At 65.2% G+C, this 25,986-nt stretch carries 26 protein-coding genes; 6 read left to right on the top strand and 20 right to left on the bottom strand.

Annotated features, from left to right (window positions below):
- Nucleotides 1–9 precede the first annotated feature (9 nt).
- The 9 genes from AC51GT_RS04895 to rsmD all read right to left on the bottom strand — a co-directional run bounded on the left by AC51GT_RS04895 (nt 10) and on the right by rsmD (nt 5,826).
- Nucleotides 10–300, bottom strand: coding sequence for an acylphosphatase (locus tag AC51GT_RS04895; protein ID WP_496328070.1), 291 nt, complete (start codon nt 298–300; stop codon nt 10–12).
- A 31-nt stretch (nt 301–331) separates the two neighbouring features.
- Complete coding sequence (locus tag AC51GT_RS04890; protein ID WP_496328069.1) at nt 332–778, bottom strand: OsmC family protein; 447 nt, start codon at nt 776–778, stop codon at nt 332–334.
- 45 nt (nt 779–823) lie between these two features.
- Nucleotides 824–1,468 (bottom strand): nitroreductase family protein, encoded by a 645-nt coding sequence (locus AC51GT_RS04885; protein ID WP_496328068.1) that lies wholly within the window; start codon nt 1,466–1,468, stop codon nt 824–826.
- Between the two features lie 42 nt (nt 1,469–1,510).
- Nucleotides 1,511–2,368: a bifunctional DNA-formamidopyrimidine glycosylase/DNA-(apurinic or apyrimidinic site) lyase gene (gene mutM / locus AC51GT_RS04880; protein ID WP_496328067.1), complete on the bottom strand. Its 858-nt coding sequence runs from the start codon at nt 2,366–2,368 to the stop codon at nt 1,511–1,513.
- The gene (rnc, locus tag AC51GT_RS04875) at nt 2,361–3,095 is read right to left on the bottom strand and encodes a ribonuclease III (RefSeq protein WP_496325365.1); all 735 of its coding nucleotides are present in this window, start codon (nt 3,093–3,095) and stop codon (nt 2,361–2,363) included. The genes mutM and rnc overlap by 8 nt, the downstream gene beginning before the upstream one ends.
- Nucleotides 3,092–3,583, bottom strand: a complete 492-nt coding sequence (locus tag AC51GT_RS04870) for a YceD family protein (RefSeq protein ID WP_496325470.1) — start codon at nt 3,581–3,583, stop codon at nt 3,092–3,094. Before AC51GT_RS04870 ends, rnc begins: the two co-directional genes overlap by 4 nt.
- 176 nt (nt 3,584–3,759) lie before the next feature.
- Nucleotides 3,760–4,533, bottom strand: coding sequence for a DivIVA domain-containing protein (locus AC51GT_RS04865; RefSeq protein ID WP_496328066.1), 774 nt, complete (start codon nt 4,531–4,533; stop codon nt 3,760–3,762).
- Nucleotides 4,534–4,760: 227 nt separating this feature from the next.
- On the bottom strand, nt 4,761–5,243 hold the full coding sequence (coaD, locus tag AC51GT_RS04860; protein ID WP_496325367.1) for a pantetheine-phosphate adenylyltransferase: 483 nt from the start codon (nt 5,241–5,243) through the stop codon (nt 4,761–4,763).
- A 34-nt stretch (nt 5,244–5,277) separates the two neighbouring features.
- Nucleotides 5,278–5,826: a 16S rRNA (guanine(966)-N(2))-methyltransferase RsmD gene (rsmD, locus tag AC51GT_RS04855; protein ID WP_496328065.1), complete on the bottom strand. Its 549-nt coding sequence runs from the start codon at nt 5,824–5,826 to the stop codon at nt 5,278–5,280.
- Nucleotides 5,827–6,016: 190 nt separating this feature from the next.
- On the opposite strand from rsmD, the gene ectA reads away from it, so the two are divergent.
- The 4 genes from ectA to AC51GT_RS04835 all read left to right on the top strand — a co-directional run bounded on the left by ectA (nt 6,017) and on the right by AC51GT_RS04835 (nt 9,525).
- Nucleotides 6,017–6,538 (top strand): diaminobutyrate acetyltransferase, encoded by a 522-nt coding sequence (ectA, locus tag AC51GT_RS04850; protein ID WP_496328064.1) that lies wholly within the window; start codon nt 6,017–6,019, stop codon nt 6,536–6,538.
- A 180-nt stretch (nt 6,539–6,718) separates the two neighbouring features.
- On the top strand, nt 6,719–7,996 hold the full coding sequence (ectB, locus tag AC51GT_RS04845) for a diaminobutyrate--2-oxoglutarate transaminase (protein WP_496325370.1): 1,278 nt from the start codon (nt 6,719–6,721) through the stop codon (nt 7,994–7,996).
- A gap of 38 nt (nt 7,997–8,034) precedes the next feature.
- Entirely contained in the window at nt 8,035–8,433 is a 399-nt protein-coding gene (locus AC51GT_RS04840; protein WP_496325371.1) for an ectoine synthase, read from the top strand.
- A gap of 180 nt (nt 8,434–8,613) precedes the next feature.
- Nucleotides 8,614–9,525 carry a Sir2 family NAD-dependent protein deacetylase gene (locus AC51GT_RS04835; RefSeq protein ID WP_496328063.1) on the top strand — a complete coding sequence of 304 codons (912 nt, stop codon included), beginning with the start codon at nt 8,614–8,616 and terminating at the stop codon, nt 9,523–9,525.
- On the opposite strand, the gene proB is transcribed toward AC51GT_RS04835, so the two are convergent.
- From proB to mobA, 11 genes are all read right to left on the bottom strand, one after another.
- Nucleotides 9,498–10,604 (bottom strand): glutamate 5-kinase, encoded by a 1,107-nt coding sequence (gene proB, locus AC51GT_RS04830; RefSeq protein WP_496325471.1) that lies wholly within the window; start codon nt 10,602–10,604, stop codon nt 9,498–9,500. The two genes, AC51GT_RS04835 and proB, sit on opposite strands and share 28 nt — an antisense overlap.
- Nucleotides 10,598–12,064, bottom strand: a complete 1,467-nt coding sequence (gene obgE / locus AC51GT_RS04825; protein WP_496325373.1) for a GTPase ObgE — start codon at nt 12,062–12,064, stop codon at nt 10,598–10,600. Before obgE ends, proB begins: the two co-directional genes overlap by 7 nt.
- A gap of 103 nt (nt 12,065–12,167) precedes the next feature.
- Nucleotides 12,168–12,431 (bottom strand): 50S ribosomal protein L27, encoded by a 264-nt coding sequence (gene rpmA / locus AC51GT_RS04820; protein ID WP_496325374.1) that lies wholly within the window; start codon nt 12,429–12,431, stop codon nt 12,168–12,170.
- 30 nt (nt 12,432–12,461) lie between these two features.
- Entirely contained in the window at nt 12,462–12,773 is a 312-nt protein-coding gene (gene rplU / locus AC51GT_RS04815; protein ID WP_496325375.1) for a 50S ribosomal protein L21, read from the bottom strand.
- A 171-nt stretch (nt 12,774–12,944) separates the two neighbouring features.
- Entirely contained in the window at nt 12,945–16,253 is a 3,309-nt protein-coding gene (locus AC51GT_RS04810; RefSeq protein ID WP_496328062.1) for a translation initiation factor IF-2 N-terminal domain-containing protein, read from the bottom strand.
- A 343-nt stretch (nt 16,254–16,596) separates the two neighbouring features.
- Nucleotides 16,597–17,010, bottom strand: a complete 414-nt coding sequence (gene ndk, locus AC51GT_RS04805) for a nucleoside-diphosphate kinase (protein ID WP_496328061.1) — start codon at nt 17,008–17,010, stop codon at nt 16,597–16,599.
- A 32-nt stretch (nt 17,011–17,042) separates the two neighbouring features.
- Complete coding sequence (locus AC51GT_RS04800) at nt 17,043–17,438, bottom strand: hypothetical protein (protein WP_496328060.1); 396 nt, start codon at nt 17,436–17,438, stop codon at nt 17,043–17,045.
- Between the two features lie 141 nt (nt 17,439–17,579).
- Nucleotides 17,580–18,011 carry a DUF4233 domain-containing protein gene (locus AC51GT_RS04795; RefSeq protein ID WP_496325379.1) on the bottom strand — a complete coding sequence of 144 codons (432 nt, stop codon included), beginning with the start codon at nt 18,009–18,011 and terminating at the stop codon, nt 17,580–17,582.
- The gene (folC, locus tag AC51GT_RS04790) at nt 18,008–19,435 is read right to left on the bottom strand and encodes a bifunctional tetrahydrofolate synthase/dihydrofolate synthase (protein WP_496325380.1); all 1,428 of its coding nucleotides are present in this window, start codon (nt 19,433–19,435) and stop codon (nt 18,008–18,010) included. Before folC ends, AC51GT_RS04795 begins: the two co-directional genes overlap by 4 nt.
- Nucleotides 19,432–22,107, bottom strand: a complete 2,676-nt coding sequence (locus AC51GT_RS04785) for a valine--tRNA ligase (RefSeq protein ID WP_496328059.1) — start codon at nt 22,105–22,107, stop codon at nt 19,432–19,434. The genes folC and AC51GT_RS04785 overlap by 4 nt, the downstream gene beginning before the upstream one ends.
- A 77-nt stretch (nt 22,108–22,184) precedes the next feature.
- Nucleotides 22,185–22,790 carry a molybdenum cofactor guanylyltransferase gene (gene mobA / locus AC51GT_RS04780; RefSeq protein ID WP_496325382.1) on the bottom strand — a complete coding sequence of 202 codons (606 nt, stop codon included), beginning with the start codon at nt 22,788–22,790 and terminating at the stop codon, nt 22,185–22,187.
- 67 nt (nt 22,791–22,857) lie between these two features.
- Here mobA and AC51GT_RS04775 point away from each other — a divergent pair, with 67 nt between their 5' ends.
- Both AC51GT_RS04775 and fdhD read left to right on the top strand, forming a co-directional pair.
- Nucleotides 22,858–25,155, top strand: a complete 2,298-nt coding sequence (locus tag AC51GT_RS04775; protein ID WP_496328058.1) for an FdhF/YdeP family oxidoreductase — start codon at nt 22,858–22,860, stop codon at nt 25,153–25,155.
- On the top strand, nt 25,155–25,976 hold the full coding sequence (fdhD, locus tag AC51GT_RS04770; RefSeq protein WP_496328057.1) for a formate dehydrogenase accessory sulfurtransferase FdhD: 822 nt from the start codon (nt 25,155–25,157) through the stop codon (nt 25,974–25,976). The genes AC51GT_RS04775 and fdhD overlap by 1 nt, the downstream gene beginning before the upstream one ends.
- Nucleotides 25,977–25,986 lie beyond the last annotated feature (10 nt).

Raw genomic sequence — 25,986 nt, 5'->3', positions numbered from 1 at the left:
AGCCTACCGTCAGCGCTCGACGAATCCGGTGAGGTCTCCCCGTGGGGGTTCCCAGTCGGTGACCACCGTGTCGACCGTTCCGGGGCTCTTCCCGGCCTCGATCTGGTCCAGGAGGGCCTGGCATGCGGCGCGCTCGCCCTCGGCGGTGATCAGGACCCTGCCATCGCGTTGATTCGACGCAGACCCCACCAGTCCCAGTTCGAGCGCGCGCGAACGCGTCCACCAGCGAAAGCCCACACCTTGCACGTATCCGTGCACCCAGGCCCGCATCCGCACCAATTCAGACCCCGCGTCCGCCATGACCTACTCCGTTTCGCCTGATCGGCTTCTTCTAGTCGGTGTCGATGGTCAATCCGACCTTGGTGCCCGCCTTGAGGGTGCGGCCGACCGTGCAGACCGCATCGACGGCCCGCTCGACCACCACGAGCAACCGCTGAGCCGCTTCGGGATCGAGTTCGGACAGGTCCACCTCGAGCACCTCGTCGAGCTGCGGGTAGACCTCGTTCTCACGGTCGGCGGCACCACTGACCCGGATGGTGGCGTCGTAGTCGTCGCCGAGCCGACGGGACAGCGGCTTGTCCGAACTCATCCCGGTACACGCCGCCAGCGCGATCTTCAGCAGCTCGCCCGGGGTGAAGACGCCTTCGACCCCGTCCGAGCCGATCAGGACCTCGGCACCGCGGCTACTGTGACCGGTGTACCGACGGGTTCCGGTGCGCTGCACCCACAGCTCCGTGGTCGAGGGCGCGGCGGGCTTGACTGGTTCGGTTGCTGTCATGTCGATATTTAACACCCGCGCTCAGACCACAATTCCACCGCGGTTTCACCAACGATCGATGTGCAGGACGTTTTCGAGCGGTTCCCGCGGCGCCGGCCTGAACGTCTCGCCGGTGAAGTAGGCGGTCGGGATCAACGCGGCCTGGTGGAATCCGGCCGGGATACCCAGCAATTCGGCGATCTCGGCTTCACGTTGCAAATGCAATGTGGTCCAGGCGGTTCCGAGCCCTCGGGCCCGTGCCGCGAGCGCGTAACTCCACACTCCCGGCAACAACGAGCCCCACAAGCCCGCCTGATTGCCCGCCGGGAGGGTCTTTCCGGCCTTGATGCACGGGATCACCAGCACCGGCACCTGACCCATGTGTTCGCCGAGCCAGGCCACGCTGCCACCGATCCGCTGCTGAACAGGCGCGCGGTCGGGGTCGTCGGCGAACAGTTTGGCCGCCGACTGATTCGAGTCGAGGTACTCATCGACGAGCTCGCCATAGATCCGGCCCAGGGTGGCCCGGATCTCCGGATCGGTGATGACCAGCCACTGCCACCCCTGCCGGTTCGAACCGGACGGGGCCTGCAAAGCGATCTCGAGACATTCCTTGATCAGTTCCAGCGGTACCGGCCGGGTCAGGTCGAGGCGTTTACGTACGGTCCTGGTGGTGGTGAGCAATTCATCCGGTGTGAGGTCGAGTGTCATGACACCGATCATGCCCGTACTGCGCCGAGCGTGGTGCGAGTGTCAACCGCGGGGTCGGATCTGGCAGCGCGGACAACTGAACGAACTGCGGTTCATGAATTGCTCGCGTCGCATGGTGGCACCGCACCGTCGGCAGGGTTCCCCTTCGCGGCCATAGGCATTCAGGGATCGCTCGAAGTAGCCGGACTGCCCGTTGACGTTGACGTAGAGGGCATCGAAGGACGTACCGCCCTGCTCGAGTGCTTGCGACATCACATCGGCGGCGTTGTCCAACACCGACCGCAGCGCCTTTGCGGTGAGTTTGTCGGTGAGTCGCCGGCCATGAATCTTGCTGCGCCACAGGGCTTCGTCGGCATAGATGTTACCGACGCCGGATACCACGGTCTGGTCGAGAATCGCTCTCTTGATCTCGGTGTGCTTACCCTTGAGCACTTTTACGACCGCGTCCGGATCATATTCCGGGGCAAAGGGATCGGGCGCGATGTGGGCTATCGATGCCGGAGCGCCCCCGATGAGGTCGTCGACCATCCAGCCGCCGAACGTCCGCTGGTCGACAAATCGCAGTTCTGTTCGGTTGTCCAGGGTCGCGCGGATGCGAAGGTGGGTCTCGTCGGGTGCACCGGGCTGCTGCACCAGCATCTGTCCGCTCATCCCCAGGTGGACCACCACTGCCAGGGGGTCGGCGCGGCCGGCCGGATCCGCTTCGAGCCACAGGTACTTGCCGCGACGATTGGCGGCCGTGATGGTTGCCCCGGCGAGCATTCCGATCAGATCGAGTGCGCCGCCGAGGTGTCTGCGCACCGCCCGCGGGTGCAAGACCTCGACCGAGATGATCCGGTGGCCGACAACATGATCGGTGAGGCCGCGGCGTACCACCTCGACCTCGGGTAGTTCAGGCATCTTCTCCTGTCCCGGAAATCGCTTTCCAGGCAGTGGACGCGGCCAATTGTTCGGCCTCTTTCTTGGTCTTGCCGACTCCGGAACCCAACGGCTGCCCGCCGACGAGAACCGTTGCGGTGAACTCTTTGCAGTGATCGGGGCCAGTGGAGGTGATCTGGTACACCGGCACGCCGAGGGCCTTCTCTGCCGTGAGTTCCTGCAGGGAGGTCTTCCAGTCGAGGCCTGCTCCCAGTGCTGCCGACCGGCTCAGCGCAGAAGCGAAGAGCGAGAGCACCGTTTTGCGCGCGGTCTCCAGACCCAGTTCGAGGTGGATGGCGCCGATCAGCGCTTCCATGCCGTCCGCCAGGATGCTCGCCTTGTCGCGGCCACCGGTCATCTCCTCACCCTTGCCGAGGCGAAGGTGGGCTCCCAGGCCTCCGGGACCCAGACCACGTGCGACATCGGCCAGGGCGTGCATGTTGACCACGCTCGCGCGGATCTTCGCCAGTTCGCCCTCCGCCCGATCCGGGTGGGTGCGGTAAAGGTGCTCTGTGACCACCACACCGAGGACCGAGTCCCCGAGGAACTCGAGGCGCTCGTTGGTGGGGAGCCGGCCGTGCTCGTAGGCGTAGGAGCGATGTGTCAGGGCCAGTTCCAACATCTCGTCGGACAACGACACATTCACCGCCGCCAGCAGATCCCCATGATCAGCCGACGCGCTCACACCTGATCCGACGGTCTCTGTCACGACTTCGACTCTGGATCCTCGGCAAACTTCGATGCCAGGCCGGCCCACCGCGGGTCGATCTTGTCGTGGTGATGACCGGGCTCGGCCACCGCGAGCCGTACACCGCATTCGGGACACAACCCCGGGCAGTCGTCGCTGCACAACGGTGTGGCCGGCAGGTCGAGCGCAACCGCGTCGATGATCGCCTGTTCCAGGTCGAGCTTGTCATCGACGATCCGGTGCATCTCGTCGGCGTCGGTGGTCTCGTCGGTGGCGCTGTCCGGATAGGCGAACAGTTCGGTGAGGTAGACGCTCGCGGTGCCGGTGACGGGTTCCAGGCAGCGGACACACTGACCTTCGGTCTCGCCGCTCACACAACCGGTCACCAGGACACCCTCGGAGACGGCCTCGAGACGGAGGTCGAGATCCACATCACTACCTGCCGGGATCGCGATCATGTCCAGGCCGATGCGGGGCCCGTCGGTGATCGCCCGATGGACTTCCCGCATCGAACCGGCCCGTCTACCCAAACTGCGGATGTCCAGGGAGAACGGGCCATCGACGGGATGGGACTGACGTATTGAACTGCCTTCGCGCGCTGACACAAGGAACCACGATACGCCTCGAATAGCCGCATTCGACAATCCCGACACAACCCGGATCTACATCGGGTATATGCGCTGGTTCAGACGGCCATTCCGGTGCCGAAATCACCGCGACGGACGTGCTCGGCGTAGTCGTGCACACCGGCTCCGGTACGCAACTGCTGGCGCCCGCGATTCACCGACCGGATCGTCCCGGTCAGCAGTTCCTCGAACTCGGCCAGCTTGTTGTCGACGTAGACATCGCATTCGCCGCGCAGGCGGTCGGACTCGGCATGTGCCGCGTCGATGATCCGCTCGGACTCCGAACGGGCGGCCTGCACGACCTCGGTCTCGGAGACCAGTCGCTGCTGTTCGGCGATGCCTTCGGCGATGGAACGCTCGTAGTTGGCGTTGCCGGATTCGATCATCCGCTCGGCCTCAGCGCGCGCCCGTCCGGTCACCGACTCGTATTCACGGCTCGCCGCGGCGGCCAGTCGCTCGGACTCGGCGGTGGCGTCGGCCAGCATCTGACCCGAATGTGACTGTGCTTCGGCGACCATGCGGTCGGCGTGTGACTTGGCCTCGGCCAGGATCCGGTCGGCTTCCGCGCGCGCATGCGCCAGGGTCGAGTCCGCTTCGGCGGTGGCCTCCCCGACCATGGTGTCGGCGTGCAGACGTGCGTCACCCAACAGCTTGTCGCGCTGGTCGAGTACGTCCTGCGCATCATCGAGATCGCCGGGAATGGCGTCTTTGACGTCGTCGAGCAGTTCCAGCACGTCGCCCCGAGGAACAACGCAACCCGCTGTCATCGGAACACTGCGCGCTTCTTCGACGATCGCACCCAATTCGTCCAGCGCTTCGAATACCCGGTACACAGCTACCTCACTCCTCGCCGCAAACCATGACGGCCGTGCCCGGTTGGCACGTGCTCATCGTGTTGCGATCGCTGGTTTTGTGTTATCTCTGTGACTAGTGTGCCCAATGTTGCGGCCGTGACGACGCAACCCGGGCCGGTGTGTCGGGCTCCAGAGTAGGCCGAGTGCCTGGCGAAACCCTGCCACGGGCCGAAAAAAGACCGACCGGACGTCGGCCCCGGGGAGCCTCAGCGGCCCGCGGACAACTTCTCGAGTAGCCGTTCGTGCACCACAGCGGGCAGGAACTCGCTGACGGACCCACCGAGTTTCGCGACCTCTTTCACCAGCGAGCTCGACACGTGCGCCAGGCGCGGGTCCGTGATCATGAAAACCGTCTCGACGCCGGTGAGGTCACGGTTCATCTGCGCCATCGGCAACTCGTATTCGAAGTCCGCGGCACCACGCAGGCCCTTCACGATGGTGTCGACCCCCTGCTCGCGCACATGATCGACCAACAGGCCCTGCCAACTGTCGATGCGCACGTTCGGCAGGTGCGCGGTCACCTTCTCCAGCAATTCGAGTCTCTCCTCGACACTGAACAGTCCCTTTTTGTTGGGATTGATCGTCACAGTGATGATCAGTTCGTCGAATCGGGCCGCGGCACGCTCGAAGACATAGAGATGCCCCGAGGTGACTGGGTCGAACGATCCTGGGCAGACGGCTCCGGACATGACAGAAAGTTATCAGGCCGCGGTGCGCGGCCACTCAACCGAGTTCGGCCATCTCGATCCGGGTCTCCCCGTACTTGCGGACCCGCGTGTCCCCGAACGCCTCCGGCCAGTCCGTGTCCGCACTGCGCACCGATCGTTCGAGCACCACCAGACCACCCGGTGCCACCGGACCCTTCGCCAACAACGCGAGCATCTCGGAGATCTGCTCGTCGGGCAGGTCATAGGGAGGATCGGCGAACACGAGGTCTGCCACCGGAGCACCGGCACGCAGGTAGTCGGCCACGCGGCGGCGGACGAGACGCGCACCGGCCAGACCCGACGACGTGATGTTGCCGCCGATCACCTTGGCCGCCCTGGCATCGGATTCGACAAGAATCGCCGACTGCGCCCCACGGGAGAGCGCCTCGAGCCCCAGTGCGCCGGATCCGGCAAAGAGATCGAGGACGACGAGCCCCGAGAAGTCGAGCCGATTTGTCAGGATGTTGAACACCGACTCACGTACCTGGTCGGTCGTCGGGCGGGTCCCGGCGGCCGGAACCGTCAGGCGTCGGCCGCGGGCTGCGCCGGCGATGATGCGGGTCATGGCGCCCATTGTCCCGCGACACCGCAGGTACCGACGCATCGGGGGATGCAGTGCAAAACCGTTACGCAGGACATGATTTTGTGAGGCACCTCACAAACACATGATGATCAGGCGTTTGTAGCGTGCTTTACGCACCAATTTCGCAGGGCGGGTGACATCGATGTCACGCCTTGTTAACTTCGAATTCGATATGAGCCCAACTCAGATCAGCGCTACCCCAACCGCCGCGCCGGACGCGGTGGCATTTCGATCACCAAAGATTTCTGACGGAGTCCGGCTCTGGGAAATCGCCCGTGACTCAAAAGTTCTCGATCTGAACTCGAGTTACGCCTACGTTCTGTGGTGTCAGGATTTCGCCCAGACATCAGTAGTCGCCGAAGTCGACGGTGAAGTCGTCGGTTTCGTGACCGGCTATCTCCGCCCCGAACTGCCCGACGTCGTGATGGTGTGGCAAGTCGCCGTCGACGCCGACCAGCGCGGGCTCGGATTGGCCGGAAAGATGTTGGCCCAGTTGATGGATCGACTCGAACCGCGCGGGATCACGACGCTGCACACCACCATCAGTCCCGACAACAAAGCCTCGCAGGCATTGTTCCAGGGTCTGGCCGAGCGACGTGAGATGAGCATCCGACGCGAAGATCTCTTCTCGGCCAACGACTTTCCGGACAATCACGAGCAAGAGGATCTGTATATCGTCGCACCGCGACGCTGACCCACGCTCCATCCCATCCGCCTGGCCGGCGGCCTGCGGCGTAGCCATCGCCGCACACACCTTGGCGGAAGCCGGGATCGACCCGCCCGCCCAGCGCTCCCAACTCAGTACGAAATCGACCTGTTGCCCCTGATTCGTTCAGGCGAGAAACGGGCACCTTTCGCACCCATCGGAGGAAATATGACTACCTCAACGCAAGAAACCTTTTCGGCCAACATCTTCGAGACCCGTGAGTCCGAGGTCCGCAGCTACAGCCGCGCATGGCCGGCGATCTTCACCAGCGCCAAGGGCGTGTGGGTCACCGACCGCGACGGCAACCAGTATCTCGACTTCTTCGGCGGCGCAGGCGCATTGAACTACGGACACAACAATCCCGTGCTGAAGGCCGCACTGCTCGAGTACATCGAGAACGACGGGATCACCCACGGACTCGACATGTCCACCACCGCCAAAGGTGCGTTCCTGCAAGCGTTTCAGGACAAGATCCTGCTGCCGCGTGGACTCGACTACAAGGTCCAGTTCCCCGGCCCCACCGGTACGAACGCCGTGGAGAGCGCACTGAAGCTGGCCCGCAAGGTCACCGGACGCACCTCGATCATCAACTTCACCAACGCTTTTCACGGAATGACCCTCGGGGCCCTATCCGTGACGGGCAACTCGATGAAGCGCGCAGGCGCCGGCATCCCGCTGGTGCACGCCACCCCCATGCCGTTCGACAACTACTTCGACGGTGTGGTCGAGGACTTCAGCTGGTTCGAGCGCGTTCTCGACGACTCGGGCAGCGGACTGAACCGCCCGGCCGCGGTGATAGTCGAAACCGTGCAGGGTGAGGGTGGCGTCAATGTGGCCCGCCCCGAATGGCTGCGCGCCCTGTCCGAACTGTGCAAGCGACGCGAGATCCTGCTGATCGTCGACGACGTCCAGATGGGTTGTGGCCGTACCGGCGCCTTCTTCTCGTTCGAGGAGGCCGGAATCGTGCCCGACATCGTCACGCTGTCGAAGTCGATCGGTGGCTACGGACTACCGATGGCCCTGACGCTGTTCAAGCCGCACCTGGACGTGTGGGCGCCCGGCGAGCACAACGGCACGTTCCGCGGGAACAACCCCGCGTTCGTCACCGCCACGAAGGCGATCGAGCACTACTGGTCGGACGACACCTTCGAGAAGGAGACGATCGCCAAGGGCGAGCGGATCCGCGATGCATTCATCTCGCTCTGCAGCACCCACAAGGGCATCAGCACCCGCGGCCGCGGCATGGTCCAGGGCCTGGTCTTCGAGGACCCCGACAAGGCCGCCAAGGTCTGCGCGCTCGCCTACGACCGGGGCCTGCTGGTCGAATCGGCCGGCCCGTCCGATGAGGTCGTGAAACTGCTGCCGCCGCTGACGATCACCAACGCCGAGCTCGATCAGGGGCTGGCGATTCTCAGCCAGGCGACCGCGGACATCCTCCATTCCTGAGTTCTAAACGAACTCTCCTGCAACAGAAAGGTTTTCATATGATCGTGCGCACCACGCAGGAGATCACCGGTACCGACCGCGACATCGAGGCCGAGAACGGCAACTGGCGCTCCAAGCGCATCGTGCTCGGAGGCGACCTCGTCGGGTTCTCGTTCCACGAGACCACCATCAAGGCCGGGACGGTCAACGAGTTCCACTACGCCAATCACGTGGAGGCCGTCTGGCTGATCGAGGGTGAGGGCACGCTGCTCGACCGCGAAACCGGTGAGAAGTACCCACTGGGCCCCGGCTCGATGTACCTGCTCAACGGCAACGAGCGTCACACCGTGACCGCTGATACCCAGATGCGCATGTTGTGCGTGTTCAATCCGCCCGTCGTCGGCAACGAGACCCACGACGAGAACGGTGTCTACCCACTGGTCACCGTCGGCGCCTGACTCGGTTCGGCCGTCGCGGAGCCCTCCGTTGCTTCCGGGCCCGCGCCGGGTAGCGCTGTCCTGGTGCATTGTGCGATGCACCAGTTGCCCGGACGCTTCGGATTTCCCCTTCGGCCGAATCGGCGCAAGATGAACTCGGCACCCCGATAGGGGTGCCGAGTTTTGCGTATCCTGGACGGCGTGCAAACCCGCCCGGTGCAGTGGGAACCCGCAGAGCCCACCGACCCAGACCCCGACCTGCCCGCGCGGGTACGGCAGCTCCGCCAGGAGCTTGCCGGGAAGCGAGCGCTGGTACTGACCGGTGCGGGCATGTCGACCGATTCCGGCATCCCCGACTACCGCAGTCCGGACGCCCCAGCCCGCACACCGATGACCATTGAGATGTTCCTGAGTTCGCCACAGTTCCGCAGGCACTACTGGGCGCGCAATCACATCGGCTGGCGACATATGGATGCCGCCCTGCCCAACGCCGGCCACCGCGCGCTCGCCGCTCTGGAGCGCGCTGGCCGGATCAACGGCATCATCACCCAGAACGTCGACATGCTCCACCTCAAGGCAGGCAACCGGGCCGTCATCGATCTCCACGGAAGTTACGGCCGGGTCCGCTGCCTGAGCTGCGCCCACGTGATGAGCCGCCACCGGCTCGCAGATCTGCTCGAGCCGCACAACGCCGGATTCGTCACCCGCATCCGCGGCCGGGGCGCCATCGAGGTGGCTCCCGATGCCGATGTGGTGGTCGCCGACACCACCGATTTCGTCATGGTCGACTGTCCGGCCTGCGGCGGGATACTGAAACCCGACATCGTGTACTTCGGCGAGAGCGTTCCGAAAAGCATTGTGGAGCAAGGTTTTGCGATGGTCGACGATGCCGATGCCCTACTCGTCCTCGGGTCGTCCCTGACCGTGATGAGTGGTCTGCGTTTTGTTCGACGGGCCTGGCGCAACGGCACGCCGATCCACATCGTCAACCGCGGCCATACCCGCGGCGACGAGTACGCGACGATCAAGATCGACGGGCCCTGCTCACAAGTACTCGAACTGCTCAGCAACGCCGAGGACGACCGCTACAGCGCCACCAGATCGTCGGCATGAACCACCGGCCGGCGAAAGTCCGCCGGCAGGTCTGATGTCGATTTCCCGATCATCTTGGCCACTTCCCCGGCGTCGTAGGCGACAACGCCTCGCGCTCGGGTCTGGCCCTTCTGATCGGCCAGGTCGACCACGTCACCGTTGTAGAAGCGGCCCTTCGTCGCAACGATGCCGGCCGGCAGCAACGAATGCCGAGCCCGGGCGACCGCGCGGATGGCCCCGTCGTCGAGGATCAACCGTCCGGTGGCCTCGGCGGCATGCCGAACCCAGAACTTGCGAGCCGAAAGACGGTGCGGGCGTGGCGCGAACGCCGTACCCACCGACGCGTCGGTCAGCGCGGCAGAAGCATCGGCCGCGGCGGCCAACAAGACCGGAAGTCCGGCATCGGCGGCGAGGCGCGCGGCGGACAGCTTCGACGCCATTCCGCCGGTACCCAGTGCGCCACCGCTACCGGCGATCACACCGTCGAGATCTTCGGGTCCACCCACCTCGGGGATGAATGAGGCGTCCCCTTTGCGGGGATCACCATCGTAGAGACCGTCGACATCGGAGAGCAGTACCAGTGCGTCCGCGCCGGCCAGATGCGCCACCAGGGCAGCGAGCCGGTCGTTGTCACCGAACCGGATCTCGTTGGTGGCCACGGTGTCGTTCTCGTTGACGATCGCGACCGCACCCAGCGAACGCAGGCGATCCAGTGTCCGTTGTGCGTTCGCGTGATGAGCGCGCAGCGAGACGTCGTGCGCGGTCAGCAGGACCTGGCCGACGGTGCGGTCATAACGGGCGAAGGATGTGTGCCAGGCGTGTGCCAGTGCGAGCTGGCCGACGCTGGCCGCGGCCTGCTTGGTCGCGAGATCTTTGGGCCGGGCCTTCAGACCCAGTGGCGCGATACCCGCACCGATCGCCCCGGACGACACCACGATGACGTCCGAACCCGCCCGCATCCGGGCTTCGAGTGCATCGGCGAGCGCGTCGAGCCGTCCGACGTCGAGACCGGTGGTCAGGTCCGTGAGCGCCGATGAACCGATCTTCACAACAATGCTGCGGGCACCCGTGATCTGTTGCCGGGTAACACTGGTCACGATTCGTCCGGATCCTCGAGTTCCACATCGAGGCCGCGGCGCAGGCGCCGCGCGATCTTACGGTCGGCGGCTCCGATCCGATCCGGGCGATCGAGCCGGATGTCCGACCCGCGACCACTCATCGGGAAGTCTTCTGCCACAGCGACTTGCGGCTCCCATTCGAACGACACGTCACCGATGGTGACGATGCATCCGGCTTCGGCACCCTGCTTGACCAGTTCTGCCTCCACACCGAGTCGGCTGAGTCGGTCGGCGAGATAGCCGACCGCCTCGTCGTTTCCGAACTGGGTCTGCTTGATCCAGCGCTCCGGGCGCGTACCGCGGACGATGAAGCCACCGGGCTCGTCCGGATCGGCGATCACCGAGAAGCCGTTGTCGTCGGTCGCGATCGGACGGATCACCGGGCGGCGGGCAACCGGCTTGGGGTGATCGATCCGGTACTGCCGCACCTGGTCGGCAAGTGCGTAGGTGAGTTCTTTGAGTCCCTTGTGGGCGACCGCCGAGATCATGAAGACCGGCCAGCCACGCTGCTCCAGTTCAGGTTTGATCATCTCGGCGAGTTCGAGGGCGTCGGGCACGTCGATCTTGTTCAGGATCACCACGCGCGGACGGCTCGCGAGATCGCCGAGTCCGGTGTCGGACTGCAGAACCGGCTGGTACGCGGCCAGTTCGGCTTCGAGTACGTCGATGTCGGTGACCGGGTCACGACCGGGTTCGAGGGTGGCACAGTCGACCACGTGGGCCAGCACCGCGCAGCGCTCGATGTGGCGGAGGAAGTCGAGGCCGAGCCCGCGACCTTCCGAAGCGCCGGGGATCAGACCCGGGACGTCGGCGATCGTGAAGATGTCCGAACCGCTGTTGACCACACCGAGGTTGGGGCGCAGCGTGGTGAAGGGGTAATCGGCGATCTTCGGCTTGGCCGCCGAGAGCACCGAAACCAGAGACGATTTGCCTGCCGACGGGAAGCCGACGAGTCCGACGTCGGCGACGGATTTGAGTTCGAGGACCAGCTCACGGACCTCACCCTCTTCACCGAGCAGGGCGAAGCCGGGGGCCTTGCGCGCCTTGGAGGCAAGTGAGGCGTTTCCGAGACCACCACGGCCACCGGAGGCAGCGGCAAATGTGGTGCCCTCCCCCACGAGGTCGGCCAAGAGCTTGCCGTCGGGGTCGAGGACCATCGTGCCATCGGGAACCGGAAGGATCAGCGGTTCACCCTTTGCGCCATCCCGGTTGGCACCGGCACCGGGCCTGCCGTTGCCGGCCTTGGCATGTGGGTGGAAGTGGAAATCGAGCAACGTGTGGACCTGCGAATCGACCACCAGGGTCACGTCGCCGCCATTGCCACCGTTGCCGCCGTCGGGACCACCGAGCGGTTTGAACTTCTCGCGATGAACAGAGGAGCAGCCGTGGCCGCCGTTGCCCGCGGTCGCGTGAATCGTCACGCGGTCAACAAATCTAGACATTTTTCACCTTGCGAGAGTTAGGAAATTTCTAAGGGGCGGACCGGATCGAGTGACCCTGCCCGCCCCTTAGGAGCTATAGCTTTGTGGAGCTGGCTGCGCCGGATCAGGCCTGCACAGGCTCCGGGACGATATTGACGGTCTTGCGGCCACGCTTGGCACCGAACTCGACCGCACCGGCAGAGAGAGCGAACAGAGTGTCGTCGCCGCCACGTCCGACGTTGACGCCGGGGTGGAAGTGCGTGCCGCGCTGACGAACGATGATCTCGCCGGCGCTGACCTGCTGGCCACCGAAGCGCTTCACACCGAGTCGCTGGGCATTCGAATCGCGCCCGTTGCGCGAACTGGATGCACCCTTCTTATGTGCCATGACTGTTCTCCTGAGAAGTGTGTGGGCGTGTTACTTGATACCGGTGACCTTGAGAACCGTCAGCTTCTGACGGTGCCCCTGGCGCTTGTGGTAGCCGGTCTTGTTCTTGAACTTGTGGATCTTGATCTTCGGACCCTTGACATGCTCGACGACCTCGGTTGTCACCGAGATCTTCGAGAGCTTGTCAGCGTCGGTGGTCAGATCAGCGCCGTTGACGACAAGCGTCACGGGCAGCGAGACGGTATCACCGAGCTTGCTGTCAATCTTCTCGACCTTCACCAGATCGCCTTCAGCGACCTTGTACTGCTTACCGCCGGTCTTGACGATCGCGTACGTTGCCATCGGAGAGCTACCTCTAACTGTCTGTCGTGGTTCATTCGGGCTCTTGCCCGTTGCCGATCCGGCCGGGCGCTGCATAACAGACACAGCGCTATCCGTCCGCCGAATGGCGACTTGGCAAGGTTACGGGAGTATGGCCGACCAGGTCAAACCAGCTCCCCTATCGAGCGTGTTTCACTCTTCGACCGGCGGTCCTGCCGGTCGTCCGGCCGCCCTGCGTCGCGGCTTGCGACGTACGGCAACTGCCGGTTCGGTGGTTGCTCCCACCGGACCCGACGTGGTGACGGGTGCGGCCGGAGCCACCTCTACGACCACCGCAGGCTGCGATGGAGGCGGAGAAACTGCAGGCTTGCGCCTGACCGCGCGCCGACGCTTGGGCGGCGCCGCGTGCGCGGTGGATGCCGGTGCGGCCTCCGACGATGACTCGCCGTCAGCGGCGGCCGGTGTGTCGATCTTCGTCTCCGGGACCGGTTTCACGGTCGCCGTGACATCCGTCACCGGGGACTCGTCGACCTTCGGTGCGGCGACAACGATCGACTTCGGTGCCCGCTTGTGTTCACGTACCACCGGTGCGGTCTCAGCGACCGCTGTCGGAGCGTTCGTTTCGGTCTGCGGCTGCGGGGCCTGGTCGCCCGTGCCCGAATCGATGTCCGTGCCCGGGGTTTGGGTATCGCCGGCCTCGGTATCGGTGTCCGGGGTGTGGCTCGCCATCGCCCGGAACATCGGATGTTCGGCCGGGCTGTGGGCAGCCGGCTTCGACTCGACGACCTGCGCGACGGCCGGCTGATCCGGCTTGCCGCTCCGACGATTTCGGCGCGGACGCTTCGAATCGATTCCGCCACGGCTGGAATCGTCGCCGCCGGTGGAGATCTCGACGGGGTTCGCGTGCACGATGATTCCGCGGCCGTTGCAGCAGGTGCAGGTGGTCGAGAAGGCCTCGAGCAGTCCGGTGCCCAAACGCTTACGCGTCATCTGCACCAGACCGAGTGACGTCACCTCGGACACCTGGTGCCGCGTGCGATCGCGTCCCAGTGCCTCGGTCAGCCTGCGCAACACCAGATCCCGGTTCGACTCGAGAACCATGTCGATGAAATCGACGACGATCATGCCGCCGATGTCCCGCAACCGCATCTGCCGCACGATCTCTTCGGCGGCTTCCAGGTTGTTACGGGTGACCGTCTCTTCGAGGTTGCCGCCGGAACCGGTGAACTTGCCGGTGTTGACGTCGACGACCGTCATGGCCTCGGTGTGCTCGATGATCAACGTACCGCCGGAGGGCAGCCAGACCTTGCGGTCCAACGCCTTTGCCAGCTGCTCGTCGATTCGGTACACGTCGAAGACGTCAGGTGAGTCCGCGTGTGGCTTCTCGAAGCGCTCGACGCGATCGAGGAGATCCGGGGCGACGCCACGGACGTAGCCCTCGACCTCGTTCCATGCACCGTTGCCCTCGACGATCAACTTCTTGAAGTCTTCGTTGAACAGGTCGCGGACGACCTTGACCAGCAGGTCGGGCTCCTCGTACAGGGCCTGGGGTGCAGCCGTCTTCGACTTGTTCGCCGACGGTGTCGCGGCGTTGATGGTTTCCCACTGCTGCTGCAGACGCTCGATGTCGCGGGTCAGTTCGTCGGCGGAGACGCCCTCGGACGCGGTGCGGATGATCACGCCGGCGTCGTCGGGGACGATCTTCCCGAGGATCTGCTTGAGTCGCTTGCGCTCGGTGTCGGGCAGCTTGCGGCTGATCCCGGTCGATCCGCCACCCGGCACGTACACCAGGTAACGACCGGCCAGGGAGATCTGCGTGGTCAGGCGGGCACCCTTGTGGCCCACGGGATCTTTGCTGACCTGCACCAGGACCGGATCTCCCGGGCGCAGCGCCTGTTCGATCTTTCGCGACCCGCCATCGAGACCGGCGGCATCCCAGTTGACCTCGCCGGCATACAGGACGCCGTTGCGGCCCCGGCCGATGTCGACGAAGGCGGCTTCCATGCCGGGCAGAACGTTCTGAACCCGGCCGAGGTAGATGTTGCCGACCATCGACGACGAGTTCGAGGTGGTCACGAAGTGCTCGACCAGAACGCCGTCTTCCAGCACGGCGACCTGGGTGTAGTCGCGGGTCGCCTGCGAGGCGTCCGACGACGCATGGTCGCCGTGTGCCTCGTGGGTCACGGTTGCGGCCACGCCGGACCGTTCCCGCACGACCATCACACGATCGACCGATTCGCGGCGGGCCAGGAACTCGGACTCGCTCAGGATCGGCGGACGGCGACGACCGGCGTCGCGGCCGTCACGACGACGCTGACGCTTCGCCTCCAGGCGCGTCGAACCCGAGATCCCCTGCACCTCGTCGCGGCTCCGCGACTTGTTGCGGGGTTCACGCTCGTGCACAACCGTATTCGGCGGATCGTCGGTGGTCGTGGCGTCGTCACTCTCGCCACCCTTGCGACGGCGACGGCGGCGACGACGACGGTTGGCAGAACCCGCATCGCCGGACTCATCGGAGTCGTCGGAGTCCGAGTCCGTCGGCTCGCCGGTCCCGCGGTCGTCCGAGCCCTCGGAATCGTCCGCGGATGATTCGGTCGAGGAATCGGTCTTCTCGTCGCCGTCGGTATCGGACGACTCGGAACCGGACGCGGTCACGACCTGCTCCGCGTCGGCATCGACCCGCGGCTTCTTGGAGCGACTGCGCTTGCGGCGGTTGCCGCTGCGGGCCTCGGGCTTGTCCGAGTCGGTCTTGTCTTCGTCGGAGTCCGCGCTCTCGGAGACCTCGGTGTCCACTGCCGGGGTATCGGCCTCGACCGCAGCGTCCGACTCGGTATCGGTATGCGCGTCGGCGGTGTCCTCGTCGGTTCCCTCGGCAGCGATCTCACCGCGCCCGCGGCCACGACCACGACGGCCCCGACGGCGCCGGCGGGAACCTGCATCACCGTCGTCTTCGTCGGTGTCAGAATCCGAGTCCGACTCGTCCCGGTCGTCCACGGCGGCAGCCGGGACCGGTTCTGCGGACAGGAACAACGGGGACCCGGCATGTCCGGGCGCTGCGGCGGGTCGTTCCGGTGCCGGCGCGGTGTCCTCGTCGACAGCGGAGAAGAGATTCAGCGGCTCGGCCGCCTTCTTGCGGGATGCCCGGGGTGCACGGGCACGCGTCGGCTCGGCCTCGAGGGCGGGCTCTGCCGCGGGGGCATCGGCCTCGGCGGCCGGCGGCTCGCTCTGCGCAACGGGGACCTCTGCCTCGGCGGCAGGTACGTCTGGTGCCGGTTCGGCGCCTTCACCAGCAGCGATCTTGTCGCGAACAGCGATGGCTGTACTTCGCACGATGCTCGACTGGGGGCTGCGAGCGGCGATCCCCATGTCTGCCAGGTGCACCAGCACTTCGCGGCTGCTCAGCCCCAGAAGTCTTGCCAGTGCATGCACTCGCATCTTGTGCGGAAACTCTTGTGCCGAACTGCTGTTGTTCAGTTCGTCCGGCGACTGCGTGTCGGCCACGTATTCTCCTCAAGCCCCCGGGCGCGGATAAACGCGGCCACGCGAGGGCTGTGCTATTTACCCGGCCTCGGCCGGGATTGTTAGGTCTCGCTTCGCCCGGTGGATGTGAGACGTTCCCCGCACCCGCCGGCGATGCCTGGCGTGATGATTGACTTTCTCGAGCGCCACGATGTCCACGCCACACCGCATGAGAATCCATGCGACCTGGGGACCGAGCACCCGATCTGATCATCTGGTCGTCGGCGCCCGACGGGCTCGACAACCTCAGCCAGTATCCCACACAACCAGGAGGCCGCGGCCAAGTCCTCCGAGTTCGACGCAAACTCGGAGGACTGCCGGGCGATCAGCCGAGGTCAGGGAACCAGAGCGCGATTTCGCGCTCTGCGGAATCCGGCGAGTCCGAACCATGGACGAGGTTGAACTGGGTGCTCAACGCGAAGTCGCCACGGATGGTTCCGGGAACGGCTTTTTCCACGGGGTCGGTGCCGCCGGCGATCTGCCGGAAAGCGGCAATTGCCCGGGGGCCCTCGAGTACCGCGGCCACCAGCGGCCCCGAGGTGATGAATTCGAGCAACGAGGGATAGAAGGGCTTGCCCTCGTGCTCGGCGTAGTGGCCCGCGGCGATGTCGTCGCTGACGGTCTTGAGCTCCATCGCCACCAGCGACAGGCCTTTTCGCTCGATTCGGCCGATGATGTCCCCGACGAGTTGGCGGTTCACACCGTCGGGCTTGATCAGTACCAGAGTGCGTTCAGTCACCGGGCAAGCCTAACCCGAGACCCCGCGCCGCCTCACGGCTGGCAGTACTCCCCGGCGACCGAGAAGAATCCGTAGCTGAAGACGCCGCCGCCGGTGGGAGCCGGATCGATGACCACCTGTACACAACCGCCCGGTGAGGTCAGCGCCTCGTTCACAGCGATGTCGAACCGGGCCGCCATCGCCAGGTTTGCGAGCTTGTACTCCCCGGGCACCGGTACCGATGCGACGAACTCCGGCAGGTTCATGTCGGCGGCACGCTCGGTGAGCGCATGCGTGGCGATGTATCCCCATTGGCCGTCACCGACCGGAAGCGGTGAACCCACCTCTGCCGAGGCCGCGCCGGTTCCCACGACCAACCCGGCGGCAACGCAGGCAACACCGCCGAGTGCGGCACAGGCGGCAGGAAAAAACTTCGGGGTACGCGACATAGAGAGCACAGACCTTTCGATCACAGAATGGGGGTCAAAGATGACGTGTAGGCGATCTTGTCAGCGCCGACCACTCGGCAACACCCCAAATGCCCGTTTTCCAGGTTACGTTCGAGCAACAACACCCCCGGGCCACGACGATCAGTCGTCGATCGGTTCCTGGCCGTTCAGTTGGCCACTTTCCATCCGCAATCGCACATCGCGTTTGATATATGCGATGTACACCCAGACGATCCCGAATACGACACCCACGACACCGATGGACCAGTGGATGGCCCACCCGGCAATCGTGATGACTTGCAGCGCAAGGTTGTACGGCAGGGCCCAGCTGCGGCCCTGCAGTCCCGAACCGAGAATCATCGCCAGAGTCAGCAGTCCCAGGTAGAGACCCGACCACACAGTCAGTCCCCCGCCGACCCGCCACACGATGGGAAAAGCCAGTGCGATGACGATCGCCTCGAGGATCAGCGTCCCGGCCATCACGCCACGAAGTCCCCGCCAGGGGTCGACGCTGGGCGGGGTGAACCGCTGCGGAGTCGGTCCGCGGGAATCGGTGGGGTCGTTCTCACTCATGCCGGATCCTTACCAAAGAGTGTGCGCGCGGCACCTGCGGTCACCACCGAGCCGGTGATCACCACACCAGTCCCGGACATCATGCCGCTGTCATCGAGGTTCTCCTCGGCGAGTTCGATGGCCGCCTCTACCGCATCCGGCAGGAAGCCGTGCACCTGGACCCGCTCTTCCCCGAAGATCGAGACCGCCACCTCGGCAAGGAGTTCCGGATCCATCGCACGTGGAGAACCGTTGTGGGTCAACACGATGACGTCGAAAATCGGCTCGAAGGCGCGCAGCAGCCCCGCCACATCCTTGTCCGCCATCGCGCTGACGACACCGATCAGACGCCGGAAATCGAACTCTTCCTCCAGTGCCGTCGCCAGCGCTGCCGCACCATGTGGATTGTGCGCGGCATCGAGGAAGACCGTCGGCGCCGAACGCACGCGTTCGAGACGGCCCGGATTGGTGACGGCGGCAAACCCCGCGCGGATGGCCTCGATGTCCAGTTGCCGATCTGCGCCGGCGCCGAAGAACGCCTCCACCGCGGCCAGCGCAAGCGCTGCATTCGACGCCTGATGGGCGCCGTGGAGCGGCAGGAACACCTCGGGGTATTCGCCACCGAGACCCTGCAACGTCAGCAACTGCCCACCGACGGCCGTGCGCCGTTCGAGCACCGCGAACTCGGAACCTTCACGTGCGACAAACGAATCGGCTTCGACAGCCGCCCGGAGTAACACGTCGGCGACCTCGGGTTTTTGCACCGCCAGGATGGTCACCGGATCGGTCGGCACCAGTGAATCGGGCGCCTTCTTGATGATCCCGGCCTTCTCCTCCGCGATCGCGGTCAGGGTGTCCCCGAGAAAGTCTTTGTGGTCCATCGCGATCGGCGTGATGACCGACACCGTGGCATCGATGACGTTGGTCGCGTCCCAGCGACCGCCCATCCCGGTTTCCACCACGGCGACCTCGACCGGGGCCTCGGCGAATGCGGTGTACGCCATCGCGGTGAGGACCTCGAACTTGCTCATCCGGGGTCCGTCCGCCGCGAGCGACCGGTCGTCGATCATGTCGATGTACGGCTCGAGTTCGCGGTAGGTGTCCACGTATGTCCGCGGTGAGATAGGCACCCCGTCTATCGAGATCCGCTCGGTGGCCGATTGCAGGTGAGGGCTGGTGATCCGGCCGGTGCGGCGATGCAGTGCGGTCAGCAGCGCATCGATGATCCGGGACACCGAGGTCTTGCCGTTGGTGCCGGCGATGTGGATCGACGGGTAGCCCTTCTGGGGCGAACCCAGCAGATCCATCAGCGCCGAGATCCGGGCCAGGGACGGTTCGATCCGGGTCTCCGGCCAGCGGGTGTCGAGCAGCGCCTCGACCTCTGCCAGCTCGGCGAGGTCGTCGGCGGTCGGGGCCGGATGGTCGGGATTTGTCGGTTCGGTCATGATCCGGAACCCAGCGCCTCGATCTTGCCGGTGATCCTGGCCACCTCGTCACCGGCGATCTGCTGCCGGGTCCGGATCTTCTCCTTGACCGGTTCGGGCGCCTTCGACAGGAACTGCTCGTTCGCGAGTTTGGCGGTGGTCGTCTCGAGCTCCTTCTGCGCCAGCGCCAGATCCTTTGTCAATCGGCGCTTCTCGGCCTCGACGTCGATGGTGCCCGAGGTGTCGATCTGGACGGTCACGGTGCTCTGGGCCAACCGCACCTCGATCGTCGCGGTCGCCGAGAAACCGTCTTCGGCCCGGTTCAGCTTGGCCAGGGAGTCGATGTAGTCGCGCTGGCCGGCGAGATCGGCCTCGTCGAGGCCGATCAGTTCGGCAGCCACCTTCTGCGACGGCTTGAGGCCCTGATCGCTGCGGAAGCGACGGATGTCGGTGATCAGTTTCTGGGTGTCGGTGACGCGCCTGGCGGCAACGGTGTCCGTCTCGACGCCCGCGGCGGTCGGCCACTGCGCGATGACCACCGATTCGCCGCCGGTGAGTGTCTTCCACAGCACCTCGGTCACGAAAGGCATCACCGGATGCAGCATCCGCAGCAGTTCGTCGAGGACGGTGCCGAGCACGATTTTCGTTGCGGCCGAACGGGCTTCGTCGTCGCGCGCGAATTGAACCTTGGCCAGTTCGAGGTACCAGTCACAGAACTCGTCCCACGCGAAGTGGAACAACGACTCGCAGGCCTTGGAGAACTCGTATGCCTCGAATCCGGCGTCGACGTCGCGGCGGACCTGTTCGAGCCGGTCCAGGATCCACCGGTCGGTGTCGGTGAGGTCCTCACTCGCCGGGAGTTCTCCGACCGCGGCGCCGTTCATCAACGCGAACTTGGTGGCGTTGAAGAGTTTCGTGGCGAAGTTCCGGGACGACTGCGCGAGCGACTCGCCCACCGAGAGGTCTCCTCCCGGGTTGGCGCCGCGCGCCAGGGTGAATCGCAGCGCGTCGGCTCCGTACTGGTTGACCCAGTCGAGCGGGTCGATGCCGTTGCCCTTCGACTTCGACATCTTGCTGCCGTGTTCGTCGCGCACCAGACCGTGCAGGAAGACGTTCCGGAACGGGACCGGCGCATCGTGGCCGATCTCCTTGCCCAGTTCGCCGGCCACATACGTGCCGAACATCATCATCCGGGCGACCCAGAAGAAGATGATGTCGTATCCGGTCACCAAAACCGATGTGGGATAGAACTTCTTGAGTTCGTCGCCGACCTCGGGCCAGCCCATCGTCGAGAACGGCCACAGACCCGACGAGAACCAGGTGTCTAGGACGTCGTTGTCCTGCACGTATCCGGCCGGCGGCTGTTCATCGGGCCCGACACAGACCATGTCGCCGTCAGGTCCGTACCAGACCGGAATCCGGTGACCCCACCACAATTGACGTGAGATGCACCAGTCGTGCATGTCGTCGACCCAGGCGAACCAGCGTGGTTCGAGCGATTTCGGATGGATCACCGTCTCGCCGCTGCGGACCGCGTCGCCGGCGGCCTTGGCCAGGGTCTCCACGCGGACCCACCACTGCATGCTCAGGCGCGGCTCGATCGGCTCACCACTGCGCTCGGAGTGACCGACGCTGTGCACGTACGGACGCACCTCTTTGACGATGCGACCCTGCGCTGCGAGCACTTCGCGGATCTTGGCGCGGGCCTCGTAACGATCCAGACCGTCGAACTCGGTGCCGGTCCCGGCCACGCGCGCCGATTCGTCCATCATCGTCGGCATCGGAAGGTGGTGGCGAGAACCGATCGCGAAGTCGTTGGGATCGTGGGCCGGGGTGATCTTCACCGCGCCGGTACCGAACTCGGGGTCGACGTAATCGTCGGCGATCACCGGGATCTTGCGGTCGACGAACGGGTGCTCGATTTCGGTGCCGACCAGATGCCGGTACCGATCGTCGTCGGGGTGCACGGCGATCGCGGTGTCACCGAGCATCGTCTCCAGCCGGGTCGTGGCCACCACGATGTGCGGTTCGTTGTCGTCGAGGGAGCCGTAACGGAAGCTGACCAGTTCACCTTCGACGTCGGCGTATTTGACCTCGATGTCGCTGATGGCCGTCTTCATCACCGGCGACCAGTTCACCAGCCGTTCGGCGCGGTAGATCAGACCGTCATCGAACATCCGCTTGAAGACGGTCTGAACGGCCTTCGACAGACCCTCGTCCATCGTGAAGCGTTCGCGCGACCAGTCGACGCCGTCGCCGAGACTGCGCATCTGCGTGCCGATGGTGCCGCCGGACTCGGCCTTCCACGTCCAGACCCGGTTGATGAACTCTTCACGCCCGAGGTCGTCCTTGTTCTCGCCCTTGGCGGCGAGCTGACGCTCGACCAGGCTCTGGGTGGCGATACCGGCATGGTCCATGCCCGGTAGCCACAGGACCTCGTAGCCCTGCATACGACGTCGCCGGCACAGGGCGTCCATCAGCACGTGATCGAGCGCGTGTCCCATGTGCAGCGACCCCGTGACGTTCGGCGGGGGCAATACGATCGAGAACGGCGGCTTGTCGCTGGACGGGTCGGCGGTGAAGTACCCGGCGTCGACCCACCCCTGGTAGAGCTCGCCCTCGTACGCACCTGGATCCCAGGCCTTGGGCAGGGCGGTGGGACTGCTGGCGGAATGCGCGGTCGATTCGGTCACCGGCCAATTCTAGGCAGTCGTCCGGCAAGCGAGAAAAGCGCACGTCGGGTATAGCGGTCCGGCCGCCGATCAACAGGTCAGTGAACGCGGAGGCGATGCAGGTCTTCGGGCGCGTTCACGTTGGTCAGCCAGGCCGGATCGCTCAGGGTCACCCGGTGGGTGCGCAGGGCGTCGACGGCGGCGAGCATTCGTCGTTCCCCGGTCTGGACCAGGTCGGCGAGTGTTCCGGCGACCCGGGTGCGGTACACCCCGGCCAACGGGTGGGCCCGCTGCGAATCAACCGCGATCACCGCGTCGTCGGCGTCCGACAGCCCCCGCAACAACTCGTCGATCATGGCCACAGAGATCAACGGCATGTCGGTGGCACACACGAACACCACGTCGCGTCCGGCTTCTGCTGCCGCCGCCAGCCCACGCGCGAGGCCCGCCAGCGGTCCGGCCCCCGGCTTCTCGTCGGTCACCCAGCGGATCTGCTCGGTGCCGGGGTGTTCTTCGGCCAGTCCGAGATAGGCCGGCGACTTGGCCGAGGCGACAACCAGGACCGGATCGCACCGCTCGGCCACCACCCGGGTGACCCGACCCAGCATCGATTCGCCATTCCACGCCAGGGCGGCCTTGTCGCTGCCCATCCGCTTCGACGCGCCACCGGCCAAGACCACTGCGCCCACTGGTGAAGTCTCCATGGGGACAGTTAACGCGAGCGGGGCCTTGCTGTGGGTGGATTCGGGCCGACAGGGGAAGATGATTTGCATGAACACCGAATCGATCCGGGAGCCTGCACGCGACGAACTCGAGCAGCATTCGCCCAAGCAGTGGGCGGCCGGGGTCACCGCGGTTGCCGTAGCTCTCAACCGCGCGGTGAAACAGATGGGGCCGGTGCGCACCGCTCGCACCCTGGTGGGCCTCAATCAGCGCAATGGTTTCGACTGTCCCGGCTGCGCCTGGCCGGAAACACCGGACCACCGAAAGCACGCGGAGTTCTGCGAGAACGGCGCCAAAGCCGTTGCAGAAGAAGCGACCAAACGGACCGTCGGCCCGGATTTCTTTGCTACGCACAGCCTTTCCGACCTGCGCGAGCGCTCGGAATACTGGATGTCGCAGCAGGGCCGGATCACCCATCCGATGGTGCTCACCGCCGGCGACGACCACTATCGCCCGATCGCCTGGGATCAGGCATTTACACTGATCGCCGACGAACTCACAAACCTCGAACATCCCGATCAGGCGGCGTTCTACACGTCGGGCCGGACGAGCAACGAGGCCGCGTTTGTCTACCAGCTGTTCGCCCGGTCGCTCGGTACCAACAACCTTCCCGACTGTTCCAACATGTGCCACGAGTCCTCGGGCAGTGCACTCGTCTCGTCGATCGGTATCGGCAAGGGATCGGTGTCGGTCCCGGACCTCGAGGCCGCGGATCTGATCATCATCGCCGGACAGAACCCGGGCACCAATCATCCGCGGATGCTCTCGGTACTCGAGAAGGCGAAACAACACGGTGCCACCATCATCGCGGTCAACCCACTTCCCGAAGCGGGTCTGTTGCGGTTCAAGGACCCGCAGAAGATCAACGGGGTACTCGGCAAGGGCACCGCCTTGGCCGACGAGTTCCTGCAGATCCGGATCGGCGGTGACATGGCGCTGTTCCGGGGTCTGGGCAAGCTCTTGCTCGACGCCGAGAAAGTTGCTCCCGGAACCGTTTTCGATCACGCCTTTCTGGACGAACACTGCCTCGGGGTACAGGACTATCTGGACGAGCTCGAAAAGACCGACCTCGACGAGATCGTCACTGCCACCGGATTGACCGAGGACTCCATCCGCGCGCTGGCCGATCGGCTGATCGCCTCGGAGCGCACCATCATCTGCTGGGCGATGGGCCTGACCCAACAGGTTCACGGTGTCGCGACCATCGAAGAACTCACCAACGTCCTGCTGCTGCGCGGCATGATCGGCAAGCCCGGTGCCGGAGTGTGTCCCGTCCGTGGACATTCCAACGTCCAGGGCGACCGCACGATGGGTGTGTGGGAGAAAATGCCCGACGAGTTCCTCGAGGCCCTGGACCGCGAGTTCGCGATCGTCTCCCCCCGCAAGCACGGTCTCGACACCGTCGACACCATTCGCGCGATGGCCGCCGGCGACATCCGGTTCTTCATGGCCATGGGAGGCAATTTCGTGTCCGCCTCCCCCGACACCGACGCCACCGCGGCCGCAATGGGCAACTGCCGGCTCACCGTGCAGGTGAGCACCAAACTCAACGCCTCACACCTGCGCCCCGGGACCACCGCCCTGCTCCTGCCCACCCTGGGCCGCACCGACAAAGACATCCGAGATGGTCGCAAACAAGCTGTCACCGTGGAGGATTCCATGTCGGCGGTCCACCTGTCCCGCGGGTCGCTGCCGCCCGCCAGTGATCATCTCCGCAGCGAGGTGTCGATCATCTGCGACATCGCCCGCGCGACCCTGGGTGCCGACCACCCGGTCCCCTGGACCGCGATGGCGGATGACTACGACGTGGTCCGCGACCACATCTCGCGAGTGGTACCGGGCTTCGATGACTTCAACAACCGGGTCCGCCGGCCGGATGGGTTTGTCCTGCCCCATCCGCCCCGTGACACCCGGACGTTCCCGACCCGGACCGGTAAGGCCAATCTGGCCACCAATCCCCTGAACTGGCTGCGGGTACCCGAAGGGCGCGTCATCCTGCAGACCATGCGCAGCCACGATCAGTACAACACCACGATCTACGGACACGACGACCGGTACCGCGGCATCAAGGGTGATCGCCGCGTGGTGCTGCTCAACCCCGAAGACATCACCGGGTTCGGGTTCACCGAAGGTCAAAGTGTCGACCTGGTCTCCGAGTTCGCAGGTCCCACCGGCCTCGAAGAACGCCGGGTGGAGGCGTTCCGGGTCGTCGCCTACCCCACTCCCCGCGGCAACGCGGCGGCCTATTACCCCGAGACCAATCCGCTCGTGCCGCTCGAACATGTTGCGGCCAAATCCAATACACCGGTGTCGAAGGCACTGACCGTCCGATTGGAGCGCCGCTGATGGGCCGCATGAGCACACGCACCAGAGTCCGGCGGATCAGGCCGAGCGGCACGGACTCCCGAGCGGACACCCTGGCCGTCGAAGAACCGCTGGAACTGCGAGTGGCCGGAAAGTCCCTGTCGGTGACGATGCGGACCCCCGGGGCCGATATCGATTTCGCCCACGGCTTCCTGTTGACCGAGGGCATCATCGACGGTGCCGACGACATCGCCACCATCCGGTACTGCGACGGGGTCGACGACCAAGGTCGCAACACCTACAACGTGCTCGATGTGACGTTGCGTGAGAACCGCAGTCTTCCGTCGTCGGCCACCCGCAACTTCTTCACGACGTCGTCGTGCGGGGTCTGCGGCAAGGCCTCACTCGACGCGGTCCGGTTGGCCTCGAATCATCGGCCGGCCGATGACGACGCCACCGTGGACGTCGAGACACTGGCACAGCTGCCGGATCGTCTCCGCGACTCGCAAAAGATCTTCGACTCCACCGGCGGGGTGCACGGAGCCGCGTTGTTCACCACCGACGGCACCCTGCTCGTGGCACGGGAAGACGTCGGCAGGCACAACGCGGTCGACAAGGTGATCGGCTGGGCCCTGCAGCAAGACATGCTGCCGCTGCGAGGCAGCGTCCTGATGCTCTCCGGCCGGGTGTCGTTCGAACTCGTTCAGAAGGCCGTGATGGCCGGGATACCGATCATCGCCGCCGTATCGGCACCGTCATCACTCGCGGTGGACCTCGGAACCGAACAGGGCGTTGCGATCATCGGATTCCTGCGCGGCGAATCGATGAACATCTACTCCGCCGGTCACCGTGTGATCGAGTGACCGGCCCGGC

It is taken from the genome of Williamsia sp. z34 (assembly GCF_059553395.1).
Note: the sequence above shows the minus strand (reverse complement) of the source record. Positions and strands in the feature narration are given on the sequence as shown.

Excerpts from the sequence above, each read along its gene's own strand:
- ectB (WP_496325370.1), top strand. The coding sequence starts at position 6,719 with ATGACTACCTCAACGCAAGAAACCTTTTCGGCCAACATCTTCGAGACC.
- obgE (WP_496325373.1), bottom strand. The coding sequence starts at position 12,064 with ATGTCTAGATTTGTTGACCGCGTGACGATTCACGCGACCGCGGGCAAC.
- rsmD (WP_496328065.1), bottom strand. The coding sequence starts at position 5,826 with ATGACCCGCATCATCGCCGGCGCAGCCCGCGGCCGACGCCTGACGGTT.
- rpmA (WP_496325374.1), bottom strand. The coding sequence starts at position 12,431 with ATGGCACATAAGAAGGGTGCATCCAGTTCGCGCAACGGGCGCGATTCG.
- AC51GT_RS04890 (WP_496328069.1), bottom strand. The coding sequence starts at position 778 with ATGACAGCAACCGAACCAGTCAAGCCCGCCGCGCCCTCGACCACGGAG.
- coaD (WP_496325367.1), bottom strand. The coding sequence starts at position 5,243 with ATGTCCGGAGCCGTCTGCCCAGGATCGTTCGACCCAGTCACCTCGGGG.
- rplU (WP_496325375.1), bottom strand. The coding sequence starts at position 12,773 with ATGGCAACGTACGCGATCGTCAAGACCGGCGGTAAGCAGTACAAGGTC.
- folC (WP_496325380.1), bottom strand. The coding sequence starts at position 19,435 with ATGACCGAACCGACAAATCCCGACCATCCGGCCCCGACCGCCGACGAC.
- AC51GT_RS04885 (WP_496328068.1), bottom strand. The coding sequence starts at position 1,468 with ATGACACTCGACCTCACACCGGATGAATTGCTCACCACCACCAGGACC.
- AC51GT_RS04870 (WP_496325470.1), bottom strand. The coding sequence starts at position 3,583 with ATGCGGGAAGTCCATCGGGCGATCACCGACGGGCCCCGCATCGGCCTG.
- ectA (WP_496328064.1), top strand. The coding sequence starts at position 6,017 with ATGAGCCCAACTCAGATCAGCGCTACCCCAACCGCCGCGCCGGACGCG.
- AC51GT_RS04895 (WP_496328070.1), bottom strand. The coding sequence starts at position 300 with ATGGCGGACGCGGGGTCTGAATTGGTGCGGATGCGGGCCTGGGTGCAC.
- mobA (WP_496325382.1), bottom strand. The coding sequence starts at position 22,790 with ATGGAGACTTCACCAGTGGGCGCAGTGGTCTTGGCCGGTGGCGCGTCG.
- AC51GT_RS04795 (WP_496325379.1), bottom strand. The coding sequence starts at position 18,011 with ATGAGTGAGAACGACCCCACCGATTCCCGCGGACCGACTCCGCAGCGG.
- mutM (WP_496328067.1), bottom strand. The coding sequence starts at position 2,368 with ATGCCTGAACTACCCGAGGTCGAGGTGGTACGCCGCGGCCTCACCGAT.
- AC51GT_RS04800 (WP_496328060.1), bottom strand. The coding sequence starts at position 17,438 with ATGTCGCGTACCCCGAAGTTTTTTCCTGCCGCCTGTGCCGCACTCGGC.
- AC51GT_RS04840 (WP_496325371.1), top strand. The coding sequence starts at position 8,035 with ATGATCGTGCGCACCACGCAGGAGATCACCGGTACCGACCGCGACATC.
- AC51GT_RS04775 (WP_496328058.1), top strand. The coding sequence starts at position 22,858 with ATGAACACCGAATCGATCCGGGAGCCTGCACGCGACGAACTCGAGCAG.
- fdhD (WP_496328057.1), top strand. The coding sequence starts at position 25,155 with ATGGGCCGCATGAGCACACGCACCAGAGTCCGGCGGATCAGGCCGAGC.